Source organism: Kribbella qitaiheensis (genome assembly GCF_014217565.1).
Classification (GTDB): Bacteria; Actinomycetota; Actinomycetes; order Propionibacteriales; family Kribbellaceae; genus Kribbella; species Kribbella qitaiheensis_A.
Map to the genome: position 1 here is coordinate 1,366,523 of NZ_CP043661.1, position 22,040 is coordinate 1,388,562.

General features: G+C 67.6%; 22 protein-coding genes and 1 pseudogene. 12 read left to right on the forward strand and 11 right to left on the reverse strand.

Annotation, left to right across the window (positions count from 1 at the left end; translation table 11 throughout):
* Positions 1-378 (reverse strand): hypothetical protein, encoded by a 378-nt coding sequence (locus tag F1D05_RS06145; protein WP_185446391.1) that lies wholly within the window; start codon positions 376-378, stop codon positions 1-3.
* Between the two features lie 131 nt (positions 379-509).
* Between F1D05_RS06145 and F1D05_RS06150 the strand changes: the two genes are divergently transcribed.
* The 3 genes from F1D05_RS06150 to F1D05_RS06160 all read left to right on the forward strand — a co-directional run bounded on the left by F1D05_RS06150 (position 510) and on the right by F1D05_RS06160 (position 3,021).
* Entirely contained in the window at positions 510-704 is a 195-nt protein-coding gene (locus F1D05_RS06150) for a hypothetical protein (protein ID WP_185446392.1), read from the forward strand.
* A gap of 41 nt (positions 705-745) precedes the next feature.
* Positions 746-2,095: a flotillin family protein gene (locus tag F1D05_RS06155; protein WP_185446393.1), complete on the forward strand. Its 1,350-nt coding sequence runs from the start codon at positions 746-748 to the stop codon at positions 2,093-2,095.
* A 140-nt stretch (positions 2,096-2,235) separates the two neighbouring features.
* Positions 2,236-3,021, forward strand: a complete 786-nt coding sequence (locus F1D05_RS06160; protein WP_246486461.1) for a M23 family metallopeptidase — start codon at positions 2,236-2,238, stop codon at positions 3,019-3,021.
* 65 nt (positions 3,022-3,086) lie between these two features.
* On the opposite strand, the gene F1D05_RS39820 is transcribed toward F1D05_RS06160, so the two are convergent.
* The 9 genes and pseudogenes from F1D05_RS39820 to ffh all read right to left on the reverse strand — a co-directional run bounded on the left by F1D05_RS39820 (position 3,087) and on the right by ffh (position 13,641).
* Positions 3,087-3,593, reverse strand: a complete 507-nt coding sequence (locus F1D05_RS39820) for a S1 family peptidase (protein WP_246486462.1) — start codon at positions 3,591-3,593, stop codon at positions 3,087-3,089.
* A complete protein-coding gene (locus tag F1D05_RS39825) occupies positions 3,481-4,218 on the reverse strand; it encodes an alpha-lytic protease prodomain-containing protein (RefSeq protein WP_343066574.1) in 738 nt (245 codons plus the stop codon). The genes F1D05_RS39820 and F1D05_RS39825 overlap by 113 nt, the downstream gene beginning before the upstream one ends.
* Before the next feature lie 160 nt (positions 4,219-4,378).
* Positions 4,379-5,017, reverse strand: a complete 639-nt coding sequence (locus F1D05_RS06170) for a response regulator (protein ID WP_185446394.1) — start codon at positions 5,015-5,017, stop codon at positions 4,379-4,381.
* Positions 5,008-6,240 (reverse strand): sensor histidine kinase, encoded by a 1,233-nt coding sequence (locus F1D05_RS06175; RefSeq protein ID WP_185446395.1) that lies wholly within the window; start codon positions 6,238-6,240, stop codon positions 5,008-5,010. The genes F1D05_RS06170 and F1D05_RS06175 overlap by 10 nt, the downstream gene beginning before the upstream one ends.
* A 159-nt stretch (positions 6,241-6,399) precedes the next feature.
* On the reverse strand, positions 6,400-7,776 hold the full coding sequence (locus F1D05_RS06180) for an N-acetylmuramoyl-L-alanine amidase (RefSeq protein WP_185446396.1): 1,377 nt from the start codon (positions 7,774-7,776) through the stop codon (positions 6,400-6,402).
* A 187-nt stretch (positions 7,777-7,963) separates the two neighbouring features.
* Positions 7,964-9,058, reverse strand: coding sequence for an amidohydrolase family protein (locus F1D05_RS06185; protein WP_185446397.1), 1,095 nt, complete (start codon positions 9,056-9,058; stop codon positions 7,964-7,966).
* Between the two features lie 25 nt (positions 9,059-9,083).
* Positions 9,084-10,223 carry a lytic transglycosylase domain-containing protein gene (locus F1D05_RS06190; protein ID WP_246486463.1) on the reverse strand — a complete coding sequence of 380 codons (1,140 nt, stop codon included), beginning with the start codon at positions 10,221-10,223 and terminating at the stop codon, positions 9,084-9,086.
* 297 nt (positions 10,224-10,520) lie between these two features.
* The gene (locus F1D05_RS06195; RefSeq protein WP_185446399.1) at positions 10,521-11,894 is read right to left on the reverse strand and encodes a lytic transglycosylase domain-containing protein; all 1,374 of its coding nucleotides are present in this window, start codon (positions 11,892-11,894) and stop codon (positions 10,521-10,523) included.
* A gap of 183 nt (positions 11,895-12,077) precedes the next feature.
* Positions 12,078-13,641 (reverse strand): annotated as a pseudogene (gene ffh, locus F1D05_RS06200) (signal recognition particle protein).
* A 166-nt stretch (positions 13,642-13,807) separates the two neighbouring features.
* On the opposite strand from ffh, the gene F1D05_RS06205 reads away from it, so the two are divergent.
* From F1D05_RS06205 to F1D05_RS06245, 9 genes are all read left to right on the forward strand, one after another.
* Entirely contained in the window at positions 13,808-14,248 is a 441-nt protein-coding gene (locus F1D05_RS06205) for a hypothetical protein (protein WP_185446400.1), read from the forward strand.
* A 3-nt stretch (positions 14,249-14,251) separates the two neighbouring features.
* The gene (locus tag F1D05_RS06210; protein WP_185446401.1) at positions 14,252-15,499 is read left to right on the forward strand and encodes a hypothetical protein; all 1,248 of its coding nucleotides are present in this window, start codon (positions 14,252-14,254) and stop codon (positions 15,497-15,499) included.
* Between the two features lie 185 nt (positions 15,500-15,684).
* Entirely contained in the window at positions 15,685-16,134 is a 450-nt protein-coding gene (locus F1D05_RS06215; protein WP_185446402.1) for a hypothetical protein, read from the forward strand.
* A 3-nt stretch (positions 16,135-16,137) separates the two neighbouring features.
* A complete protein-coding gene (locus F1D05_RS06220) occupies positions 16,138-17,190 on the forward strand; it encodes a hypothetical protein (RefSeq protein ID WP_185446403.1) in 1,053 nt (350 codons plus the stop codon).
* Positions 17,191-17,306: 116 nt separating this feature from the next.
* Complete coding sequence (locus tag F1D05_RS06225; protein WP_185446404.1) at positions 17,307-17,747, forward strand: hypothetical protein; 441 nt, start codon at positions 17,307-17,309, stop codon at positions 17,745-17,747.
* Between the two features lie 730 nt (positions 17,748-18,477).
* A complete protein-coding gene (locus F1D05_RS06230) occupies positions 18,478-18,927 on the forward strand; it encodes a hypothetical protein (protein ID WP_185446405.1) in 450 nt (149 codons plus the stop codon).
* Positions 18,928-18,930: 3 nt separating this feature from the next.
* Positions 18,931-19,068 (forward strand): hypothetical protein, encoded by a 138-nt coding sequence (locus F1D05_RS06235; RefSeq protein WP_185446406.1) that lies wholly within the window; start codon positions 18,931-18,933, stop codon positions 19,066-19,068.
* Positions 19,069-19,197: 129 nt separating this feature from the next.
* Positions 19,198-19,980, forward strand: a complete 783-nt coding sequence (locus tag F1D05_RS06240; protein ID WP_185446407.1) for a hypothetical protein — start codon at positions 19,198-19,200, stop codon at positions 19,978-19,980.
* Between the two features lie 266 nt (positions 19,981-20,246).
* Complete coding sequence (locus F1D05_RS06245; RefSeq protein WP_246486464.1) at positions 20,247-20,942, forward strand: arginase family protein; 696 nt, start codon at positions 20,247-20,249, stop codon at positions 20,940-20,942.
* A 58-nt stretch (positions 20,943-21,000) separates the two neighbouring features.
* On the opposite strand, the gene F1D05_RS06250 is transcribed toward F1D05_RS06245, so the two are convergent.
* Positions 21,001-22,035, reverse strand: coding sequence for a DUF2332 domain-containing protein (locus F1D05_RS06250; protein ID WP_185446408.1), 1,035 nt, complete (start codon positions 22,033-22,035; stop codon positions 21,001-21,003).
* Positions 22,036-22,040 lie beyond the last annotated feature (5 nt).

The window sequence follows — 22,040 nt, forward strand, 5'->3', positions numbered from 1 at the left end:
TCATGCTTCCGAGTGCTTCTTCACCCAGGCATCCACGAGCTGTTGCTGCACCTCGTCGCTGGCTCCGGTCAGCTCGATCACGTCCCCGTCGATCGCGATCTTCACCGTCCGCCCCGATCCGGATCTGCGCAGCCAGTCACGCACGACAGCGACAACCGCGCCCATCACCTGCAGCCCGGGTTGCAGCGAGACAGTCAGTACGCCGGCGATCGCCGCCAGAGCGGATCGCGATCCCTCCGGCGCCTCGCCCTCGGCGTACGGCTCGACGGAACGCACGTTGAGCGCCAGCAACTCCTGCCGCAGCATCAACGCCAGTTCTTCCAGCCGCGCCTCGTCCGACCCCGCTTCGACGACCCCGACCCGAACCTCTGCGCCCACAGTCCCTCCCCCGCCCCAGGCCGCACTCCAACCATGCGCCCGTGCGCCGCCGATCACAAGGCGTGACACGACTCTCGGGGCCACTAGGCTTCGGGAACTGAAGTGGTCGGGTTTGCGTCGGAGGGGGCGTCATGGTCGGGAAGCGGGGACGCGTGATCGGGCGGGTCGGGCCGGGGATCGTCGGCGAGGTGATGCTGCCGGTCCGTGGTGCCACCGAAGCCTTCTACGCTTATCCGGCAACCGACGAGGTGATCGAGGTCGGCACGCCGATCGTCGTGGTGGATTTCGATCCGCCCCGCACCGTCTACGTCTCCCGCGCCTTCTGATCCATCTCGAGATCCAAGAACTTCGCAGCCCTGGAGGGGCAATGCTCTGGACATACCTGATCACCGGCGCCATCGCGCTGGTGGTTCTGCTGATCCTGTTCCGGATGGTCTGGCGGGTGGCCGAGCCGAACGAGGCACTGATCATCTCCGGCCTCGGCGCGCACGCCACCGAGGTGCAGGCCAACAACACCCTCGCCTTCAAGATCGTGGTCGGCCGCGGTACCGCGGTACTGCCGGGCTTCCAGACCGTACGGCGGCTGCCGCTGGACATCCGCGCGACGCCGCTGACCGTCACCTGCGTTTCCAGCCAGGGCATCCCGCTGCACATCAAGGGCGTCACGGCGTACAAGGTCGGTGACGACTTCGGCTCGATCGCGAACGCCGCCCGGCGGTTCCTGGACCAGAGTGACGAGCAGGTGATGAGCACGATCCACGAGCTGTTCGCGGGTCACCTCCGCGCGATCGTCGGTTCCACCACGGTCGAGGAGATGCTGCACGACCGGGAGACGCTGACCACGAACATCCGCGGCTCGCTGGCCGGCGACATGGAGAAGCTCGGCCTGGTGGTCGACTCGCTGCAGATCCAGGAGATCGACGACGAGTCCGGCTACATCCGCAACCTGGGGCGCCCGCAGGCCGCTGCCGTCGAGGCGCAGGCCCGGATCGCCCAGGCCGAGCGGGACCAGGAGGCGACCGAGCGCGAGCAGGTCGCGGCCGCGGCGAAGGCCGCCGCGGTACGGCAGAGCTCGATCGCCCAGGCCGGTTACCAGGCCGAGGTCGATCAGGCGAACTCGAAGGCCCAGCAGTCCGGCCCGCTGGCCGAGGCGCTGGCCCGTCAGCAGGTTGTGGTCGCCGAGACCGAGACCGCGAAGCTGAACGCGTCGCTGGCCGAGAAGCAGCTGGAGTCGTCGGTGCTGAAGCCGGCCGACGCCGAGGCGTACAGGCAGCGCACGCTGGCCACGGCCGCGCGTGACGCGCAGATCGCCGCCGCCGAGGCGAATGCCCGCGAGGTCACCCTGCGCGGTGAGGCGCAGGCGAAGGCGACCGAGCTGAACGGTAAGGCCGAGGCGCTGGCCGTGCAGGCGAAGGCGATGGCTGAGGCGGCCGGTATCAAGGCGCGCGCCGAGGCGCTGGCCACGAACACCGACGCGGTTGTCGCCCAGCAACTGGCCGAGGCCTACCCGGAGATCGTCCGCGCGGCCGCGAGCTCGTTCGAGAAGGTCGGCAACATGGTCGTCCTGAACGGCGCCCAGGGCATCGAGGACACCTTGGTGAAGACCATCACGATGGGCGGCTCCGGCTTCGCGCTGGCCAAGCAGCTGATCGAATCGCTCAGCACCAAGCCCGAGCAGCCGCCGACCCTCGAGCCGGTCCAGAACCAAACCGCCTGACCCAGCAGTACTCGTTAGATATTTACCGAATGAAAATCTGAACGGTTCCTAACTGACTGACCGTGCGCTAGCTTGACTTTCATCACTCCAAGCGTCACAGGCGCCACCGCCCGTGACCGGTCGCGTAGGGACTGATCATCGTGCCGCTCAGACGATTCCTCGCTGTCCTCGCATCCCTCCTGGTCGGTGCCGCCACGCTGGTGGCGGTGCCGAGCCAGGCGCAAGCCGCGCCGAACTTCAAGGCCCCGTTTCCTTGTGGTCAACGCTGGACCTACAGCCACCACGACGGCGAGGTCCGCCGCGCTCTCGACTTCATTCGCTCCGACGGCGGCACCACCAACGGCACCCCGGTGCTCGCCTCCGCCGCCGGTACGGCCCACCGCTTCTCCCAGCCCAGTGGCGCCGGCAACTACATCGCCGTCGAGCACGGCGGCGGCTGGAAGACCTACTACTTCCACCTCTCGGCGTACTCCGTGGCAGAAGGCGCCCAGGTCTCCCAGGGCCAGCAGATCGGGGTGACCGGCAGCACCGGCAACTCGACCGGCCCGCACATCCACTACGAGCAACTGCTCAACGGCGTCGGCCAGAACATCGTGATCAACGGCGGCGGGCTGTCGTACCCCGGTTCGTACGGATCCGCCTTCCTGACCAGCGACAACGGCTGCGGCAGTCAGCCCGGCAAGCCGTTCATGACCTGGGGTTCCGGCGTCCGGGTCCACTCCGACGCGCGACTGGCCGCCTCGGTCGTAGCCACTCTGGGCGGTCCCACCTCGGTCCGGGTCCTGTGCCAGAAGCAAGGCGACACCGTGACCGCCGAGGGCTACACCAACAACTGGTGGGCCAAGCTCAGCAGCCCGGCAGGCTTCATCAGCAACATCTACATCGACGATCCGAACGCGGTACTGCCAGGGGTCCCAACCTGCTGAAAACCACATTGCGTCCGAAGAACTGTGGGGCCAGCCCCTCGGTTCTTCGGACGCAACGCAGTGGGTCAAGCGGTGTGCAGCGTCAGACCGTAGGTACTGAGGATCTCGTTCACGGGCTGGAACCAGGTCTCCCCACCACTGCTGCAGTTGCCCCAGCCACCGGACGTGACGCCCTGCGCCTGGTCGCCGGTGATGAACGAGCCGCCCGAGTCACCGGGCTCGGCACAAACGCTGGTCTTGGTAGCGCCGTAGAACAGCGCGCCGTTGCCGTAGTTCACCGTCTCGTTCATGCCGGTCACCTGACCGCAGTGCCAGTGACTGGTCGAGCCGCTGCGACAGACCGATGTACCGATCGGCGCCACCCAGGAGCCGCGGACCAGCGCATCGCTGACCTGACCCCAGCCGAGCACTACCGGCACGGTCCACCAGCCGCTGTCGATCGCGACCCAGGAGTAGTCGTTACCGGGGAACGACGAGCCGCGGAAGGCTCCCTGCGCCGAACGGTCCCAGCCGAACGTCCGGGCACCTACACCAGGAGAGCAGTGGCCGGCGGAGACGAATCCGCCGTACACGGAGAAGCCGATGGAGCAACGGACGTTGCCCGTGTAGTAGGGATCTCCACCGACAGTGCCGGGCCGCGAAGGTCCGTGGCGCCTGAGCGACGACCTCCCGGACCGTGACCGCGCCAGCCGTGGAAACCTTGGTAACAAACGCGTCGACGGCCGCAGAACGCTTACCTGCTTGGACATTGACCACAACGGCGCCCGTCCGCGGGTCCGCGGTCCAGCCGCTCACTGCAGCCGGGACAGCCTTACCAGCCAGCTTGTCGACCGCAGCCTTACGCTGGTCCAACTGCTTGGCAGTCAGCGATACTAGGGCGACGTCAGCACCAGTAGCCCATACTGCGGAAGCCGTGGCTGAGCTGGTCAGTCCCACGACGAGCCTCTGCTTGGCGGAGTCGTACCAGACACCACCGAAGGCAGCTCCTGCTGCGCGCTGTGCGGTCGGGACGAGCTTGGTGGCGGCAGACTCGACCTTGAGCCGGTCCTTGACCTGTTGCTCGGTCAGGCCCAGATCTCTCTGCATGGCGATCGTTTGGTTCGGTACGGCCAACGGCTGGTCGGGCGTTGCCGCGACAGCCTGGCCTGGAACTGCTACCACGCTCACTGCCAGCGCGGCGGCGACTAGAACCTTCATACGGACTCTCCTCACCTAGGGGGCGGTTTCGGTGCGGTGAGAGCGCTCTCTGCACTGAGAGTGGCTCAGCACCTACGAACCGTCAAGAGGTGATGGCCGACGTTGTCAGCTCGCTCAGATCGGGTAACCGCTATCCCCGCTCAGAAGTGACCGGAAGCGGTCAGAGACCGAGGTGAGCAAGTACTGCGAGGACCCGGCGATGACCCGAGTCGGTCGGCGGCAGGTCGAGTTTGAGGAAGACGTTGCCGACGTGTTTGTGGACAGCGCCCTCGCTGATCACCAGGCGCTCGGCGATCGCGAGGTTGCCCATCCCCTCGGCCATCAACGCGAGCACCTCGCGTTCGCGCGGCGTCAGCCGTTCCAGCGGATCGATCCGCTTCACCATCAACTGGCTGACGACCTCGGGGTCGAGCACGGTCCCGCCGGCCGCGACCCGGCGTACGGCTTCGAGGAACTCGTCGACCCGCGAGACCCGGTCCTTCAGCAAGTATCCGACGCCCTCGCTGCCGGCGGCGAGAAGCTCCGCGGCGTACACCTCTTCGACGTACTGCGAGAAGACGAGCACCGGCAATCCGGGCCGCACCCGGCGGGCCTCGATCGCGGCGCGCAGGCCCTCGTCGGTGAAGGTGGGTGGCAGCCGCACGTCGACCACGGTCATCTGCGGGTCGTGCTCGGCGACCGCCTTGGCGAACTCGTCGGCATCCCCGGCCACGGCGACGACCTCGAAGCCGGAGTTGTTCAGCAGCAGCCCGAGCCCTTCGGCCAGGATCGCGTTGTCCTCGAGGATCACTACCCGCACGAGAGGATCACCTCGACCACGGTCGGCCCACCGATCGGGCTGGTCAGCTCTATCCGTCCGTCGATCGCTTCCACGCGGTGCACCATGCCACGCAGCCCGCTCCCCCGGCCGAGCAGGTCCTGCTGCTCGTTGACGCGTGCACCCCCGATGCCGTCGTCCGTGATCGCCAGGTAGAGCTCGTGACCGCGCCGCTCGAGCAGTACGTCGACGTGACCTGCCGCCGAGTGCTTGGTGATGTTCGTGAGCGATTCCGCGACCACGAAGTACGCCGCGGCTTCCACCGGAGCAGGGACATTGCCGAGCTCGCCGAGCCGTAGCTGGACCGGGATCGGGCAGCGGGCGCACAGGGCGGACACGGCACCGTCCAGGCCACGGTCAGCCAGGATCGGCGGGTACATGCTTCGCAGTACGCCGCGCAACTCTGTCATGGCCTGCTCTGCGCCATCACGGGCGTCGTCGAGGATCTGGGCCGCTTTCTCGGGATCGTTGGCCATCGTCTGCTTCGCTACGCCGATCCGCAGGGCCAGCGAGACCAGCTGTGCCTGCGTACCGTCGTGCAGGTCGCGCTCGATCCGGCGTAGCTCGGCACCATGCGAATCGACAGCCCCTGCCCGCGTCCTGGTGAGCTCCTCGACGCGCTGTGCGAGCCGGGCCGTCTCCAGCTCGGTGGCGCTCGGTGCCAGCAGGTTGCGAGTCGCATGGGCATGTCTGCGCGCTACTGCCGGTGCTACCCAGCCGAGCAGGAAGAGCCCGAACGCGAGCTGCAGCGGCCCGAGTATGAGCGCCTCAGGCCAGTTCTCGACCTGTACGCCGAGCAGACTGAACTGGCCCGGGGCGAGTGGCCCCAACAGCGTCGAGAGCACGGCGGCAGGCGCTGCTGTGAGCGCCATCACCGCGAGGACGAACTCCGGGATGGCCACCAGGGACAGCAGCAGGACCCGCAGGCTACGGACGAACGTCTTGTCCTTGACCAATGCGACGACGTCGCCGGGCCTGCGCGGTGCGGCAAGGGGCAGCGGCGGTTCTTCCGGCAGACCCAGGTACTTGCCTGCCCGGTAGACCTCGCTGTTGCCGAGCCGGACCAGGCCGCCGGTGACACCGGGGATCGCCCAGCCCAACAGGATGCTGATGGGTACTGCGGACAGCAGGGTGATGCCCTTGAGGTACCTGATGATCAGGTAGAGGCACGCAGGCCCACCGCGGGTCAGGATCTTCGAGAGCATTGCCTTGCCCTTCCGTTGTCGTCAGTCACGATCCTGAGGCAACGGGCAGGTGTCAGTCGGTACAGCAGGCTCTACTCTTCACCCGGGCATCTGCTGGAAGCCTACCGAGCTGACAGCGGGCCGGGGGCCACCGCGAAAGACCCCCGGACCCGCTGGGCACTAGCAGACAGGAACGCCCGGGAGCTTCGGGTTGGGATCCGAGATGTAGATGTTGCTCATGTAGCCGCCCTGGTCACGCAGCTTGGCCCACCAGTTGTTGGTGGTGCCCTCGGCGGTCACGCTGTCGCCCTGCTTCTGGCAAGTGACGAACACCTGCGTCGGACCGGCCAGCGTGGTGACGATCGAGGCGGTCAGCTTCGCGTCCGAGCGGACCCGGACACCGCTGCCGTAGGTGGTGAAGTTGTACTGCGGCGGGTTGCCGCCGTTGACCAGCTGCATGTAGTAAGTCCAGTTCCAGTTCGGCCCTGGGTCGGTGTGGTCGTTGTTGGGCATCTCGCTGTGGCCCTTGATGTGGGCGCGATCCTTCGGGATGCCACGACGCTCGGCGATGTTCTTGGTCAGCGCGGCCGACGCCCGGTACATCGCGTCGGTGAACCAGGACGGCTGGTCCACGAAGCCCTCGTGCTCGATGCCGATCGTGTACGGGTTCTCGGTGCGCACGTGCCAGGCGGTGTCCTTCTCGGCCACCATCTGGGTGATCTGCCCGTCGCTGGAGCGGATCACGTAGTGCGCGCTTACCTGAGCCGCCGGGTCCTTGAACCAGCTGATCGTGCCGGCGTACGAGCCCTGGGTGACGTGGATGACGATGGTGGTGATGGCTGCCGTCCGGCCGACCCGGTAGTTGCAGGTGCAGGCAGGGTTCCAGATGGCGCCCGGGTAGTCGGCCGCCTGGAGCGACGCCGGCGTACGCGTGCCGAGTGGTGCCACCTTCGCGTAGCGGCCGCGGTCGGGCGTCACCCGCTTCGCAGCCAAGGTGACGCCTGCTGCGCCGACGCCCTGGCCGATAATCCGGTAAACCTCGTCGGTGTAGAGACGGGCAGTCGGGGCGTCAGCGGAGTGCGGGTACTGCGCGACGACCTCGTACCACTTGGCCACGTCCTTGCGGGCGGCGCCTTGGAGGCCGGCCTTGTCGGCGTACGAGTCCAGGACCGCGGCGGCACCCTGGATGTTGGCGGCAGCGTCCTTGGCGAGCTTGTCGGCCGGCAGACCGGTCAGCTTCTTCGCCTCGGACATCGTGGGGTTGGTGGGGTTGCTGGCCAGGTGCATCACGCCGAAGCCGTTGTCCTGACTCGGCAGGCCGTCGTGGCCGTCCAGGTGGGACTCGGCGTAACCGATACCGACCAGGACCTCACGCGGTACGTCGTACTGCGTGGATGCGGTCTGGAAGGCCTTGGCGAGATCGCCTGGCACGGCCGAGACGGCCGGTTCGGGGTATTGGGCGGCGTTGCTCGGCAGCGTTCCGCTGAACGCGATCGCGCCGGCGGCCGCGGCGGCCAGTACTGCGGTCAATCTGGGCACTCGGGCGGTCTTACCCATCGGGGTTGTTCCTTCCCTTGCGACGTTCACCGCGCCTCCCGCGGCGGACGTCCCACCGAGGGGCGTCGGCGGGTGTCAGTCACGGTAGGGCAATATCTTCCGAAAATGCCAGTACTTACGTGAATATTTCCCGTCACTCGGTGAAATTGCCTGCTCACCGACCGGTGATCCTGCCAGACCGCCCCGGTCAGCAGATCCGGCCACGCAGGACGATCAGCCGCGGATGTTCCAGTACCGCGGGGTTGGCGCGCGGGTCCTCGTCGTAGACGACCAGATCGGCCGGATTCCCAGGGACCAACGTGCCGGGCACTCCCAGCCACTCGCGCGCCGCCCACGACCCGGCGGCCAGGGCCTGCTCACCGGTCAAGCCGATCGTCGTCAGGGCGCGGATCTCGGCCGCCACCAATCCATGACCCAGTACGCCGCCCGCGTCGGTCCCGGCGTACACGGGGACTCCGGCTTCGACCGCCGAGCGCAGGGTGTCCAGGCGCCGGTCGTACAGGTCATGCATGTGCGCGGCGTAGGTGGGGAACTTGCCGGCCGCCTGATCGGCGTACTCGGGGAAGTTCTCGAGCTGGATCATCGTCGGCACTACGGCGACGCCGGCCGCGGCCATCTGGTCGAGCATGCCGGGGAGCAGTCCGGTGCCGTGCTCGATGCAGTCGATGCCTGCGGCCAGCAGATCGGGGAGCGCGTGCTCGCCGAACACATGCGCGGTGACGCGTGCTCCCAGTTCGTGGGCCCGGGCGATCGCGGCGTTCAGCGCCTCGGCCGGCCAGCAGGGAGTGAGATCACCGGCCTCGCGGTCGATCCAGTCGCCGACCAGCTTGACCCAGCCGTCGCTCTTGAGCGCCTCCTGCTCGACGTACGCGACCAGCTCCGCCGGCTCGATCTCCCAGCCGTAGTTGCGGATGTAGCGCTTCGAGCGGGCGATGTGCCGACCGGCCCGGATGATCTTCGGCAGGTCCTCGCGGTCGTCGATCCAGCGGGTGTCCGCGGCCGAACCGGCGTCGCGGACCAGCAGGGCGCCGGCGTCGCGATCGGCGTACGCCTGCCGCTCCTGCGTCTCCTGGTCGACCGCGCCGCGCTGATCCAGGCCGATATGGCAGTGCGCGTCGACCAGGCCGGGCACGATCCAGCCGCCGGTGGAGACGGTCGTGACGTCAACTGTGCTGATAACGGACGGGGCGGGCCGGTCGACGACCAGCCCGCCACTGAGATGGATCTCCTGCTGCTCACCGGCCGGCAGGACCGTGCCGGTGAGCCTGATTACGTCGGCCATACCGCCGACCGTAACCGCAGAGGTGTCAGCCGTGCGACCCGCTGCCCTGGGTGCAGGGAGTGGGGTTCGCCTCGACCGCGCACGGCGAGCCGCTGGGCGTCTCCGAAGGCGTCGGGGTCGGGGTGTCCGTCGGCGGGTCCGTCGGCGTCGGCGTCGGGGTCGGGGTCGGAGTCGGCGTGTCTGTCGGCGGGTTGGTCGGCCGGTCCGTCGGCGGGCGCGTCGGCTTGGTCGGGTGACCGGTCGGCGTGTCGATCGGGTCCGGGATCGACGGCTTGCCGGTCGGCTTCGCCGTCGGCTTGGGGGTGGCCTTCGGGTCGTCCGGCACGTCCGGAACCTCCCGCGGGTCGACCTTGCGATCGGCGTTACCGGTCGGCTTCGGCGTCGACAGGTTGCCCTTGGCATTCGGCACCAGGACGGCGTTCTTGCTGTAGACCCGCATCCAGCGCAGCACGGTGGCCACGAAGTCCTTGGAGTGCTGGTACCGCAGGAGGGCGGAGACCAGGTCCATCGGGCGCTTCAGGTCGTCGCCCTCGGAGCACAGGTAGACCGCGACGGTGGTGACCGCGTCGTACACGTTGTTCGGGTTGCGGAAGCCGTCACCGTTGCCGTCGGCGCCGAACTCGCTCCACACGCCCGGGATGATCTGCATCGGGCCCACGGCCCGGTCGAACACCTTGTCGCTGTCGTAGCGACCCTTGTCGGTGTCGACGATCCGGCCGGTGCCGCCCTTGCCGTTCAGCGTCGGGCCGAGGAGTTTGCCGCGGGTGGTGCCGGCCACGTCGACCCGGCCGCTGCTGGCGTGGTTCGACTCGACCTTGCCGATACCGGCCAGGAGCGGCCAGGTGAGACCGCAGTTGGGCCGGACCACGGCGAGATTCGCGGTGGCGCGGCGGTACGCGGGGAAGACCCCGCGCGGGATGCCGTTGACGGCATCGGGCCGGCCCGGCCGGACGACGGACGAGCCGTCGGTCGCACCCTGAACGGGCACATCGGCACGGGCGGGCTTGTCAGATCCGATCCTGCCGTCCACTCCTGGACGTTGCGGGACGATCATCGTCAGTTCGTCGAATTCACCGCTGTTCAGCCCGGCCCCAGGCGATGGGGCGACCGGACTGTCCGCCGCGAAGTCGCCGGAGGCACCGGCACCCCCCGAGGCGACTGTCACGATGGCCCCTACCAGGAGAGGGGCCGTGCACAGTGAAGCGATGATTACTTTGACCCGACGGTTACCACTACGGGTTAGGCGCATAGTTCCCCCAACGATCCATGCGCCAGAAAGTTACCGAAGGGCGACGGAAAGTTACCTGAGCCGATAGCTCATGGTCAGAAGGCACCCGATTTCAGGCGTGAAAACCACTTCTGAGGGGCCGATGGCAACGGATTTCGCCTTGGCCCGCTTCTTACATGCGGCGGCTGCCAGAGTACGCGGTACCGGCTGCTTCGCCAACGTACGCAGTACGGATCAGGGCGTGGTCGGCGTCTCGTCGGGCGTCGAGTTGTTGCTCGGGGCCTCGGAAGTCGTACCGGCCGGCTGGGACACCGGCGTACAGGTCGGCGTCTCGGTCGGGGCCTGCGTGGGGGCGTTGGCGTCGCACGGCGGCAGCGGCGTCGGCGTCGGGGTGTCGGCCGTCGGCGTCGGGGTCGGGGTCGGGGTCTCCGTCGTCGGCGGCGGCGTCGGGGTCGTGGGCGGCGTCGACGGGGTCTGCTCGGTCGGGGTCGGTGTCGGCCGGGGCGTCGGCGAGACGGTCCACGGCGGTGTCGGCGTGGTCGGCCGTGTGCTGGTCGGCAGCGTCTTGGTCGGCGTTACCGTCGGGGTCACGGTCGGCGTCCCGGTCGGGTGCGTCGCCGGCTTGGTCGCCTGCTGGGTCGCGTGCGTGGCCGGCTTCGTGGTCGCGGGGTGCGAGGTCGTGTCGTCGTCGCCGGGCACGTGGGTCGGGTCGGAGTCGCGCTGGACGTTGCCGTCGTCACCGATCGTCGGGTCGATCACGCCGTCGGTGTCCGGGATGGTCGTGGTGGACTTGCTGTACGACTGCATCCAGCGCAGCACCGTGTTCACGTAGTCCATCGAGTGGTTGTACCGAAGGACTGCCTGGACCAGGCCCGTCGGAGTACTCAGGTTGGAGCCGTTCGAGCAGAGGTAGTCAGCGGCTGCCCGGGACGCGTCGAAGACGTTGTGCGGGTCCTTCACGCCGTCCCCGTTGCCGTCGGCACCGAAGGCGTTCCAGCTGCCGGGGATGAACTGCATCGGGCCGACCGCGCGGTCCCAGCGGGTGTTGCCGTCGTACTTACCCTGATCGGTGTCGCTGATGGCCGCCATCCCGGGACCGCCGTCGAGCACCGGGCCGAGGATCTTGCCGCGGGTGTTGCCGGCCGCGTCGACCCGGCCGCCGCTCGCGTGCGAGGACTCGACCTTCCCGATCCCGGCCAGCAGTGGCCAGGTGATGTGGCAGTTGGGCTGCGCGAGCGCGAGGTCGTTGGCCGCCTTCTGGTACGCCGCGAGCACGGTGCCGGGGATGCCGGAGGTATCGCCGATGACGCCGGGGATCACCGGCTGCTTGTTGTCCGTCGCACCGGTCACCGGGACGTCGATCGAGGACCGCTTCTCCGTGCCGACTCCGCCGTCGACGCCGGGCTGGGCCGGTACGTCGCTCACCAGGTCGTCGAAGACCGAGTCCTGCCGGGGCAGGCCCAGCGCGTGCGAATCGACCACAAACGAGTTCGACGGCACGCCGCCGGCGACGAAGACGGCCACCATTGCGGCGGGCGGGGCAAGGCAGATCCACGTCGCGGTCAGCTTGCCGCGCCACGTGTCCAGGTTCTTGAACTGCTGCCTCATCCGAACCGTCCCCCAGGTTCTGCAGTCTCTCGTTGCTTCGGGCGTAGCCACGATCTTAGCCGTCGGTCGGGTTCCGGCAACCGTCCACGACCGGGCGTGAGTTCATGACCGAGCGAGGACTTGTGCCCGGCGGATGATCCGTGATGCTGACCTCAGCCGACCACGGTACGTAGTACTAGGCAGCTATTTTCCGCCGAGCATGTTCTTCAGTTCGTCCGGCAGCTCGAAGCCGCCGGCGCCGGCGCCGGCGCCGCCACCGAACGCGGCCGGGAGCTGACCCGGCTGGGGCTCGGCCGCCTCGCTCGGACCCGTGTTCGCCCGCTTGGCCGGGTTGCCCGAGCCGCGCTTGGCCTTGCCCTTCTTCGCCTGCTGCTTGGCCTTCTTGCCGCCGGTCCCCGGCATCCCGGGCATTCCCGGCATTCCGGGCATGCCCTTGCCGGACGCCATCGCCGACATCATCTTGCGGGCCTCGAAGAAGCGCTCGACCAGGCCGCTGACGGTGGCCACCTCGGTGCCCGAACCCTTCGCGATCCGGGCCCGGCGGGAGCCGTTGATGATGTTCGGGTCGGTCCGCTCGGCCGGCGTCATCGAGTGGATGACAGCCTCGATCCGGTCGATCTCGCGCTCGTCGAAGTTCTCCAGCTGGTCCTTGAACTGGGACGCGCCGGGCAGCATGCCGAAGATCTTGGTCAGCGGGCCCATCTTGCGGACCGACTGCATCTGGGCGAGGAAGTCGTCCAGGGTGAAGTCTTTGCCGCCCCGCTTCTGCAGCTTGGCGGCCGTCTTCGCGGCCTCGTCGGCGTCGAACGACTTCTCCGCCTGCTCGATCAGGCTCATCACGTCGCCCATACCGAGGATGCGCGACGCCATCCGGTCGGGGTGGAAGACGTCGAAGTCCTCGAGCTTCTCGCCGTTGCTGGCGAACATCACCTGGCGCCCGGTGACCTGCGCGATCGACAGCGCCGCACCACCGCGGGCGTCACCGTCCAGCTTGGACAGCACCACGCCGTCGAAACCGACGCCGTCCAGGAAGGCCTGCGCGGTGGTGACCGCGTCCTGGCCGATCATCGCGTCGACGACGAAAAGGATCTCGTCAGGCGTGACCGCGTCGCGGATGTCCGCGGCCTGCTTCATCAGTTCCTCGTCGACACCGAGGCGGGCCGGCCGTGTCGACGATGACCACGGAGTACTGCTTGGTCCTGGCCTCCTCCATCGCCTGCCGCGCGACCTGGACCGGGTCGCCGACGCCGTTGCCCGGTTCGGGCGCATACACCGGTACGCCGGCGCGCTCGCCGACCACCTGGAGCTGGGTGACCGCGTTCGGCCGCTGTAGGTCGGCCGCGACCAGCATCGGGGTCTGGTGCTTGCTCTCCTTCAGCCACTTCGCGAGCTTTCCGGCCAGGGTGGTCTTACCCGCACCCTGCAGACCGGCAAGCATGATCACCGTCGGCGGCCGCTTGGCCATCCGCAGCTCACGCGTCTGGCCACCGAGGATGGTGACCAGTTCCTCGTTGACGATCTTGATGACCTGCTGGGCGGGGTTGAGCCCGCCGCGTACGTCGGCCCCGCCGGCCCGCTCCTTCACCGCCGCGATGAAGTCCTTCACCACCGGCAGCGCGACATCCGCCTCCAGCAGCGCGATCCGGATCTCCCGCGCGGTCGCGTCGATGTCGGCATCGGTCAGCTTGCCCTTGCCGCGCAGATTCTTGAACGCGGCGGAAAGGCGATCAGAAAGCGTGTCGAACACGAGGCCACAATCCGTTTCTTCAGGTGGAGCAGACAACCCAGGGCAACTCGACGAGTCTACCGGCCGCCAAGAACCACCCCGCCCTGTGGATGACCGCAGCCGCCCAACCCCTCCCCGCCGGTAAAGTCTTGGTCACCACCGAACCGGGCCGAAGCGGAAGGCATCAATGGACTTCAACGAGTTCAACCGACAGTACAAACTGTCCCGCGCGAGCCTGATCGCCGGCGAAACCACCGACCTCCCCGCCGTACAGACCCACCTCCGCGAGTTGGCCGACGAGGTAAGCGGCAGCGATCGGCAGATCGCCCGCAAGCTGATCGACGGCCTGCCCGCCCTGGTGGCCGCTGTCCAGGAGTCGTCTTCGTCGTCGTCCGCAGAGATGGCCGAAGCACAACAAGTCCTCAACGACGGCAAGTTCGACGAAGGCACCCGCGAAGAACGCCTCGCGGCCTTCGCCGACGCACGGAAGAAGATCTGGGCGATCGCCGACCGCGCCGGCGCGGACAGCGACCGGATCCGCTACCTCACCCGCCGGTTCGAGTCCACCGAGCTCTACCTCGAAGAGGGCTATCCGTGGGAGTCACCGCCGGACAGCCCCGGCGCCTGACCTATGGCCGGCTACGAGGGCATGACCCGGATCGATCCGGAGTCACCGGTCTACCAGGAGTTCGCCCGGCTCTACCGCATCGCCCAGGAGATGCATCCCGGCGGACTGGACCGCTGGAACGGCGAACTCTACTCGCGGACCGATGACAAGTACGGCGGGTTGACCCGTGATGGCACCTTCCGCCTGAACCAGACGCTCGTCCTCGATCAGCTGACCGGCGGCGAGGGAACCGGCGACCCCGTCCGGCAAGGCCAAGCGCTGGCCACGGTGCTGCACGAATCCCTGCATGCCAGGGTCGAGATGGACGCCAAGCTCGAGCCCAACGCTCTGCGTCGGCCGCAGTCCATCGGGCTGGACGAGGGACTCACGGAACTCGCCACGATGGAGGACTACGAACAGTTCGCTCAGCTAGCCGGCTACGAGGACACCCAGACGCCGGATCCCGAGTACCCGGGTGCCGTCCACGCCGCGGGCGAACTGCTGGATCGGGCCAGCACATCCGGCGCCGAGCGCGCCGACCTGTTGTCGGCGGCGATCGATCAACCCGTGATGATGCGCTGGGACACCATCGCCGGCAGCATCGTGCAGAACGAACTGGCCGACACGGTCCCACCGGACGCCGACCACCAGCAGGCAGCCCGGGCCCACCTCGTCAACCAGATGGCCGTCGACGAGTGGGCCGTGGTCCACGACCTCGACGGCCTCGGCCCGGCGACCGCCGAACTCACGAACGAGGCCGTGGACAACGGCGTTGCCCAGCTCCGCGAGCACTACCAGAACACCCCGGACGAGCCGTACCCCGCCAGAACCCCGAACCCGGCCGCCGAAGTAGCCACCCAAACCACCCAGCCGACCGAACAACAGCGCGCGACCACCACCCCCGCCCGCGACCACCCCGTCGACCTGACCAAACTCCCCCCACCAGACGCCACCACCCGGGTCGCCGACCCCTCCCCCAGCAACCCGCACCCAGCAACACCGGGACTGCCCAGCCGACGCCCGGCAACACCAGCACTGCCCAGCCCACACCCGGCAACACCGGCACTGCCCAGCCGGCACCCGCCAGCGCCCAGCAATCCCCCGCCGGCAACGCCGAGGGCCCACAACCCGGCAACACACAGCCCGCCTCCCCCGCCCGCGCCAACGGCACACAGCCCGCAGCTCACGCTGCCGGTCAGCAGGGCGACCCCATGCGCTTCCTCAACAACCAGGCCCCCGCCACCCACGCCACCCGCCCAGGCCCTTCCCTAGGCAACGGCGCCCGCGGCGCCGGCACCCCCGCCGGCCCTTCAATCGATCGCCCCACCCGTACCACCACCCCAGACCGCGGTGGCCGGGACTGACTTCGCTGCGCCCTGTGGATATCTCCCGTCGGGCACCCGACGAACTCGATAGGTTGACCGGTGAGGGCAGGAATCCGCGACAGAGGAGAATCAATGGGCGACGCCAAGGTCAACTTCGGCGAGTTCAACGGCGCCTTCGTTCGCGCCAGGGACAGGGTGCGCAGTGAAGAGGGCACTGACATCGAAGCCGAGCAGGCGGCACTGCGGGCCCTCGTGCCCGAGAACGCCTCCGAGCACGACAAAGGCTGGACCGGACGCCTGATCGCCTCCCTCGCCGAACCGCCCGCCCCGCCTCGCCAATGGAGCGCGTTCTACCACGAGGCCGGCCAGGTCCACGCCTCCGCCTACCAGGCAAACGGCAGCACAGAAGACAAGATCGCCGCCCTCGAAGCAGCCCGCAAAAAAATCTGGCAAATCGCCGACCAAGCCCCCGAAGACGAGCAGATTCACATCAAGGCGATGACTCGAGTGCTGGAGCATCTGGAGAACGAACTGCGGGATCCCACCTGGCCGATCGAGGAGCCGCCCGGACAGACCGGTTAGCCGATGGCGGACGGAGACCGGTTGGTACCGCGCGACTCCGCCCTCTACCGCGAATTCGCGCGGTTGCATCAGATGGCTCACGAAGCACGCTCAACTGGCGTCAACCGCTGGAGTGGCGACCTCTATGCGACCAGCGACGGCCTTTGGGGCGGCTTCGATCCCAAGACCGGCAGCATTCGCCTGTCTCAGGACCTAGTGCTGCGGCATCTCACCGGCAAGAGCGCTGACAGAGAGCAGGGCAAGCAGGCCGAGGCACTGGCCACCGTCCTTCATGAGTCAACCCATTCGGCGATGGAGACCGATGCCCCGGGCCAACCGAACGCTGTCCGGTCCCAACATTCAAAGGGGATCATGGAGGGTGTCGCCGAACTCCGTACGACAACGGACTTCGATGCCTTCGCGGATGCGGCCGGCTACACCGGCATCGCCCTCCCGGGGCCGCAGTACCCAGGCCCTCACGCGGCGGTCGACAACTTGATCACCCAGGCGGCAGGTCCGGTCGTCAGCCGCCAGGCCCTGATCGACAAGATGGCGCAGGGACCAGGCGTCATGCATTTCGACCAATTGGCCGACGGCGTACTGCGAAACAGGTTGGCCCACGTCGTCCCGAATCGAGTGGACGACCAGCTCGCCGTACGAGCGGCCTTGATCCAAACGATGATGCATCCGCACTGGCCCACACTCCCCCACAGATCAGCAGATGCCGGAGAACTCGTTGCCAAGGACATCCGTCCCGGCCTGAACGCCAAGGTCGACGAGATTCGGCATCACTACCAAGTTAAACCTCAGCAGCCCTTTCCCGCCGACTCCCCCAACCAGTACGCCGTACGCCTAGCCGCCGAGGACTCAACTCGAGCAGAACAATCGACTGCGCCTTCCGAACCGGACCCGCGACAAGTGACGACCTCGCGCTTCCTCACCGGACAAGCACCAGCGGCCCATGCCACCCGCCCAAGCCCCTACCTAGGCAACGGCGCCCGCGGCGCCGGCATCCCCGCCGGCCGGTCTATCGATCGGCCCACCCGCACCAACACCCCGGACCGCGGCCGAGACTGACCGCACGCAGTACCGATGGCTCTGCACTCACGGCCCTTGTGGATAACTTCCGGCACCTCGGCGAGAGCCCAGATATCGTTACGGTCAGTAGAGGACGTCGTTACCGTGGAGGGCCAATGCCGCTGAATGTTCCTGAGTTCAACGACGCGCTCTACCGTGCTCGCGACAAGGTCAGCAATGAGGACGGCACGGACGTCGCCACCGTGCAGGCGGAGCTCCGCTCGCTCGTTCCCGCCGACGCATCCGTCCACGACCGCTCGTGGACCGACATCCTCATCAACGGCCTCGCCGACCCACCTGAGCCGCCCACGCAGTGGAGCGAGCTTTACCACCAGGCCAGTGAGATCCACGCTTCGGCGTACCGGGCCGCCGGCAGCGTCGAGGAACAGATCGCGGCACTGGAGAAGGCCCGCCAGACGATCTGGGACATCGCCGACCGGGCCGCCAAGGAGGAAGCGCCGCACATCCGCGCGATGACCAGGGTGCTGGAGCACCTCGAGGACGAACTCCGCGATCCGACCTGGCCGCGAGACGGTTCCGAGCCACCAACGACCTGACCGATGGGTGACGATCGGCTCGCCCCCCGCGATTCCGCTGTCTACCAGGAGTTCCTACGGCTTCAGTTGGTGGCTCGCAGCATGCGACCGACCAGCGTCGACCGCTGGAACGGGGATCTTTACGCCACGGACACCAGGCGCTGGGGCGGTTTCGATCCGCAGACCGGCAGCATCAGACTTTCCGAAGATGGCGTCCTACGACATCTCACCGGCTCGGTGTCGAAGACCGAGGCAGATGATCAGGCGCAGGCGTTGGCTACCGTGTTTCACGAGTTGACTCACGCTGGGATGGCGACGGACGCTCCCACAGAGCCGAACGCCGTACGCAGCCTGCATTCGCAGGTGGCGATGGAGGGCATCGCCGAACTGCGAGCGCTGAACGACTTCACCCCCTTCTCCGTCAGCGCCGGCTACCCCGGGCTGAAGCTCCCGCCTCAGGCCCGTCCTGGTGCGTACGCGGCGAGGGAGAGCCTGGTCACCCAGGTGTCCGGGCCTGCGAAGGACAGATATGTAGTGATCGCCGAGGCCGTTCAAGGCCCCGGAGTAATGCAGTTCGATCAGTTGGCAGATGCGGTTGTACGGAACCGGTGTGCCCTGTGGATATCTGCGGACGGGTGGCGCGCGTTTTCACTAGCCTTATGTCAGCGAGGATCTTGTTCGATCAGGACAGCTGAATCGCACTTATACAGCACCGTCATCGGCAGTTCCACACGGTCAAGAAGGAGGAGTAATGCCACTGGACCTGGCCGAGTTCAACTCGGCGTTTTCCAGAGCGAGGGACAAGGTCCGCGGCGAGGAAGACGTGGACGTGGCAGCGGTGCAGGCCGAGCTGCGCGCGCTGGTTCCCGCGGACGCCTCTGAGCACGACCGGACCTGGACCAAGACACTGATCGACCGCCTCGCCGAGCCGCCGCCCCCGCCCAGACAGTGGAGCGCGCTCTACCACGAGGCCGGCGAAGTGGCCGGCTCCGCGTACCACGCCAATGGCACCGTCGATGAACAGATCGCTGCGATCGAACAAGCCCGTCGCAAGATCTGGGAAATCGCCGACCGGGCGGACGAGGACGAGGAGTCCGACATCCGCGCGATGACCAGAGTCCTCGAACATCTCGAGAACGAATTGCGCGACCCGACCTGGCCGCTGGCAGACCCGCCTGAGAACGCGGACAAGACCGACTGATCGATGAGCGACGGCGACGTACTGGTCCCCCGCGACTCCGCCGTCTATCGAGAGTTCGCGCGGCTGTACCAGCTTGCTCGTGACCTCCGCCCGACCAACGTCGATCGTTGGAGTGGAAACCTCTATGCCACCGCCGAGTGAGGCAGCTTCGATCCGAAGACCGGCGATCTGCGGATGTCCGAGAGGCTCGTACTGCGCCACTTGACCGGCTCTTCAGCAGAAACCACGCCCAGGCGAAAGGCGCAAGCTCTCGCCACGATCCTCCATGAGGTGACCCATACAGGCATGGAGACCGACGCACCGACGGAGCCGAACGCGGTCCGCTCGCTCCAGACGCGAGGTGTGATGGAAGGTTTCGCCGAACTTCGGACGGTGAACGACTTCGAACTGTTCAGCGCTTACGCGGGCTATCCAGGTTTGGAGCTCCGCGAACCGCAGTACCCAGGTGCCTATACGACGGTCGACAATCTGGTCGAGCAAGTCTCAGGGCCGGCGAAGGATCGCGCCGCCTTCATCACCCAGGCCACCCACGGCCCTGCCGCGATGCACTTCGATCAATTGGCGGACAGCGTCGTCCGGAACCGACTCGCAGCAGTCGTCCCGGCCCGGTCGCAAGATCAGCAGGCCGTCCGAGCGGCGTTGATAGCAACGTTGATGCATCCGGAGTGGCCATCGTTACCGGAGGCATCGGCGCACGCGGGCAATACCGTCGCCGAGAAGATCCGCCCGGTCCTCAACGCGAAGGTCGATGAGTTTCGCCACCACTACCGGGCGAACCCTCATCAGCCCTTTCCTGCAGACTCCCCCAACCAGTACGCCGTACGCCTGATGGCTGAGGGCCCGGGGCAACCACCGCAGGTGAGTGATGGTGAGCGGGAGCAAGGGGGAACGGCTCGGGGCGTGGGCGGCCTAGAGGCGGGGATGCGACGGTTCTTGAGTGGGCTGGCGCGTGCCACTCGGCCAGGTCCGGCTCTTGGCGATGGTTCCCGGGGTGCTGGAGCACCTGTTGTGCCCGCTATTGGCCGCAGCAGCGGGACTCCCGAGCGTGGGTAGGTGTTGACACGGGTGGTGGGGGTCGGGAGGATCTAACCAATTGTCGGGTGGTTAGTGGTTAGGGGTGGGTGGGTGATGGGTCGGGTTGTGGTGGATGGGCCTTCTAACTTGGGGTTGCGGCCGCCGGTGGTTGGGGGTGTGCCGGGGTGTTACAAGTTGGCGGGGGCGGTGCGGGATCAGGGGTTTTTGGGGCGGATCGGGGCTGAGGATGCGGGGTGTGTGACGCCGCCGCGGTATGACCGGGGGATTGGAAGCCTGGGGATGGGGTGTTCAATGCCGCCGCGATGGCGGAGTACAGCAAGAGGCTGGCCGATCGGGTGGGGAAGTTGGTTGGTGAGGGGAAGTTCGTTGTGCTGTTGGGTGGGGAGTGCAGCAATTTGCTGGGGCCGGCGCTCGCGCTGAAGCGGCGAGGGCGGTACGGCGTGGTGTATCTCGATGGGCATTCCGATATGCGCACTGTCGACAACGATGAGTACGTCGGGGCTGCCGGAGGGGAGGCACTCGCGTTGGTGACTGGGCGCGGGCAGGGTGATCTCACCGATCTGGAAGGGCTTGGGCCGTACGTGCTCGATGCCGACGCGGCCATGCTTGGCTATCGCGAGGACGAGGCGTATCTCGACACGGTGCAGGCGGCCGGGATCCTCGATCGGTCGGCGCTCGCGGTCATCGCGGACCCGGGCGGCGCGGCTGCCGATGTGCTGGCGCGGTTGGAGCGGGACGAGCTGGATGGATTCTGGGTGCATCTCGACGTGGACATTCTCGATGCCGAGGTGATGCCGGCGGTGGACAGTCCCGATCCGGGCGGCCTTCAGCATGTTCACCTCAAAGAGCTGCTGCAGTCGCTCCTTGCGTCGCCGAAGTGCGTCGGGCTCGATGTCGGCATCTTCGATCCGGATCTGGATCCCGACGGCCAATTCGCCGCCGAGCTCACGGACACCTTGGTTGCCGCTCTCAATCCCTAAAGCCGCGAGGTCCAGGGCCGGTAGCCCCGGCGGAACTCCCGGCACGGGCTCTAGCTAGCTACTCCCAGGTCGTTTGCCGACCGTGGGGTGAAGCGTGGCCGAGGATGCGGGATTCGCCGGTCGGCCAGAGCTGGAGTGTGATCAGGTACTCCGGCTCAGCGTCCGGCGTACGGCGGCCTTGCTCGAGGGAGAGCCGGGCCAGCGGCGCCGAGGCGGTCGCCCGTGCACCCAGCGCGGCGATCGCCGCGTCGGCCGCCGCCTGTTCCGACGGCGTGAGGTAATACCACATCACCGAGTGCCAGACGGCCGTCACGTGGCCCTCCGACAACTCCAGCCCGCGCAGGAACGACACGGCATCCTCACGCCGTACGTCGGCCGGCACCGACCGGGCGATCTCGATCGCGCCGCGAAGCCGTTCGAGGCGGTCCGCCATGTCCGGCCAGATGTACGACGTCAGAAGCAGTTCGCCATCGCGGCTGAACGGGTTCACCGGCGAGACATCGCTGCCGACCCGCTCGGCGATCCGGAGCCCCGGCTGCGGCGCAAGAGCACGGCCGGACCACGCCGCCGGGATCTGCACCGGGCTGTCGACCGGCCCGAATCCGCTCCCGTCGGCAAGGTTGAAGCGGAAGTGGTCAGCGCGCAGGTTGAGCCCTGCACTCGACCCGATCTCGAGCAGCCGCACTGGCAGCGGTACGGCCTCAAAGAGCTGCAGCAACCCGCCGTACAAGGCAGTAGAGCGCCCCACTTCGTTCGTCTGGGGCGGCTGAGCCAGTAGCGCCCGCAGCGAAGCGCCGCGCGACTGCAGCACCTGCTCGAACGCCTCCCAGCCCAGCACCGCGTCCCACTCACCGCCGACGCTCGGGTAGAACGCCGCAAGCTCCGGCGCCTCCCCTGCAAGCACCAGTCGATGTACGGCGCCCAGCAGCGGCAGAGCGAGCCCGAAGTTCGGGTCGTACCCGGCCAAGACCTTCGTAGACACACCACCCAGCTCGATGTCGTCCACGATGTGCCGCAGCAGCTCCGCGTACATGGGCGAGCCGAGCTCCTCGCACTCCCCCACCTGCTCCTGGAACGCTTCTACTAGATCCACAGCAA

Excerpts from the sequence above, each read along its gene's own strand:
- F1D05_RS06150 (WP_185446392.1), top strand. The coding sequence starts at position 510 with ATGGTCGGGAAGCGGGGACGCGTGATCGGGCGGGTCGGGCCGGGGATC.
- F1D05_RS06155 (WP_185446393.1), top strand. The coding sequence starts at position 746 with ATGCTCTGGACATACCTGATCACCGGCGCCATCGCGCTGGTGGTTCTG.
- F1D05_RS39825 (WP_343066574.1), bottom strand. The coding sequence starts at position 4,218 with ATGAAGGTTCTAGTCGCCGCCGCGCTGGCAGTGAGCGTGGTAGCAGTT.
- F1D05_RS06175 (WP_185446395.1), bottom strand. The coding sequence starts at position 6,240 with ATGCTCTCGAAGATCCTGACCCGCGGTGGGCCTGCGTGCCTCTACCTG.
- F1D05_RS06180 (WP_185446396.1), bottom strand. The coding sequence starts at position 7,776 with ATGGGTAAGACCGCCCGAGTGCCCAGATTGACCGCAGTACTGGCCGCC.
- F1D05_RS06185 (WP_185446397.1), bottom strand. The coding sequence starts at position 9,058 with ATGGCCGACGTAATCAGGCTCACCGGCACGGTCCTGCCGGCCGGTGAG.
- F1D05_RS06195 (WP_185446399.1), bottom strand. The coding sequence starts at position 11,894 with ATGAGGCAGCAGTTCAAGAACCTGGACACGTGGCGCGGCAAGCTGACC.
- F1D05_RS06205 (WP_185446400.1), top strand. The coding sequence starts at position 13,808 with ATGGACTTCAACGAGTTCAACCGACAGTACAAACTGTCCCGCGCGAGC.
- F1D05_RS06210 (WP_185446401.1), top strand. The coding sequence starts at position 14,252 with ATGGCCGGCTACGAGGGCATGACCCGGATCGATCCGGAGTCACCGGTC.
- F1D05_RS06215 (WP_185446402.1), top strand. The coding sequence starts at position 15,685 with ATGGGCGACGCCAAGGTCAACTTCGGCGAGTTCAACGGCGCCTTCGTT.
- F1D05_RS06220 (WP_185446403.1), top strand. The coding sequence starts at position 16,138 with ATGGCGGACGGAGACCGGTTGGTACCGCGCGACTCCGCCCTCTACCGC.
- F1D05_RS06225 (WP_185446404.1), top strand. The coding sequence starts at position 17,307 with ATGCCGCTGAATGTTCCTGAGTTCAACGACGCGCTCTACCGTGCTCGC.
- F1D05_RS06230 (WP_185446405.1), top strand. The coding sequence starts at position 18,478 with ATGCCACTGGACCTGGCCGAGTTCAACTCGGCGTTTTCCAGAGCGAGG.
- F1D05_RS06235 (WP_185446406.1), top strand. The coding sequence starts at position 18,931 with ATGAGCGACGGCGACGTACTGGTCCCCCGCGACTCCGCCGTCTATCGA.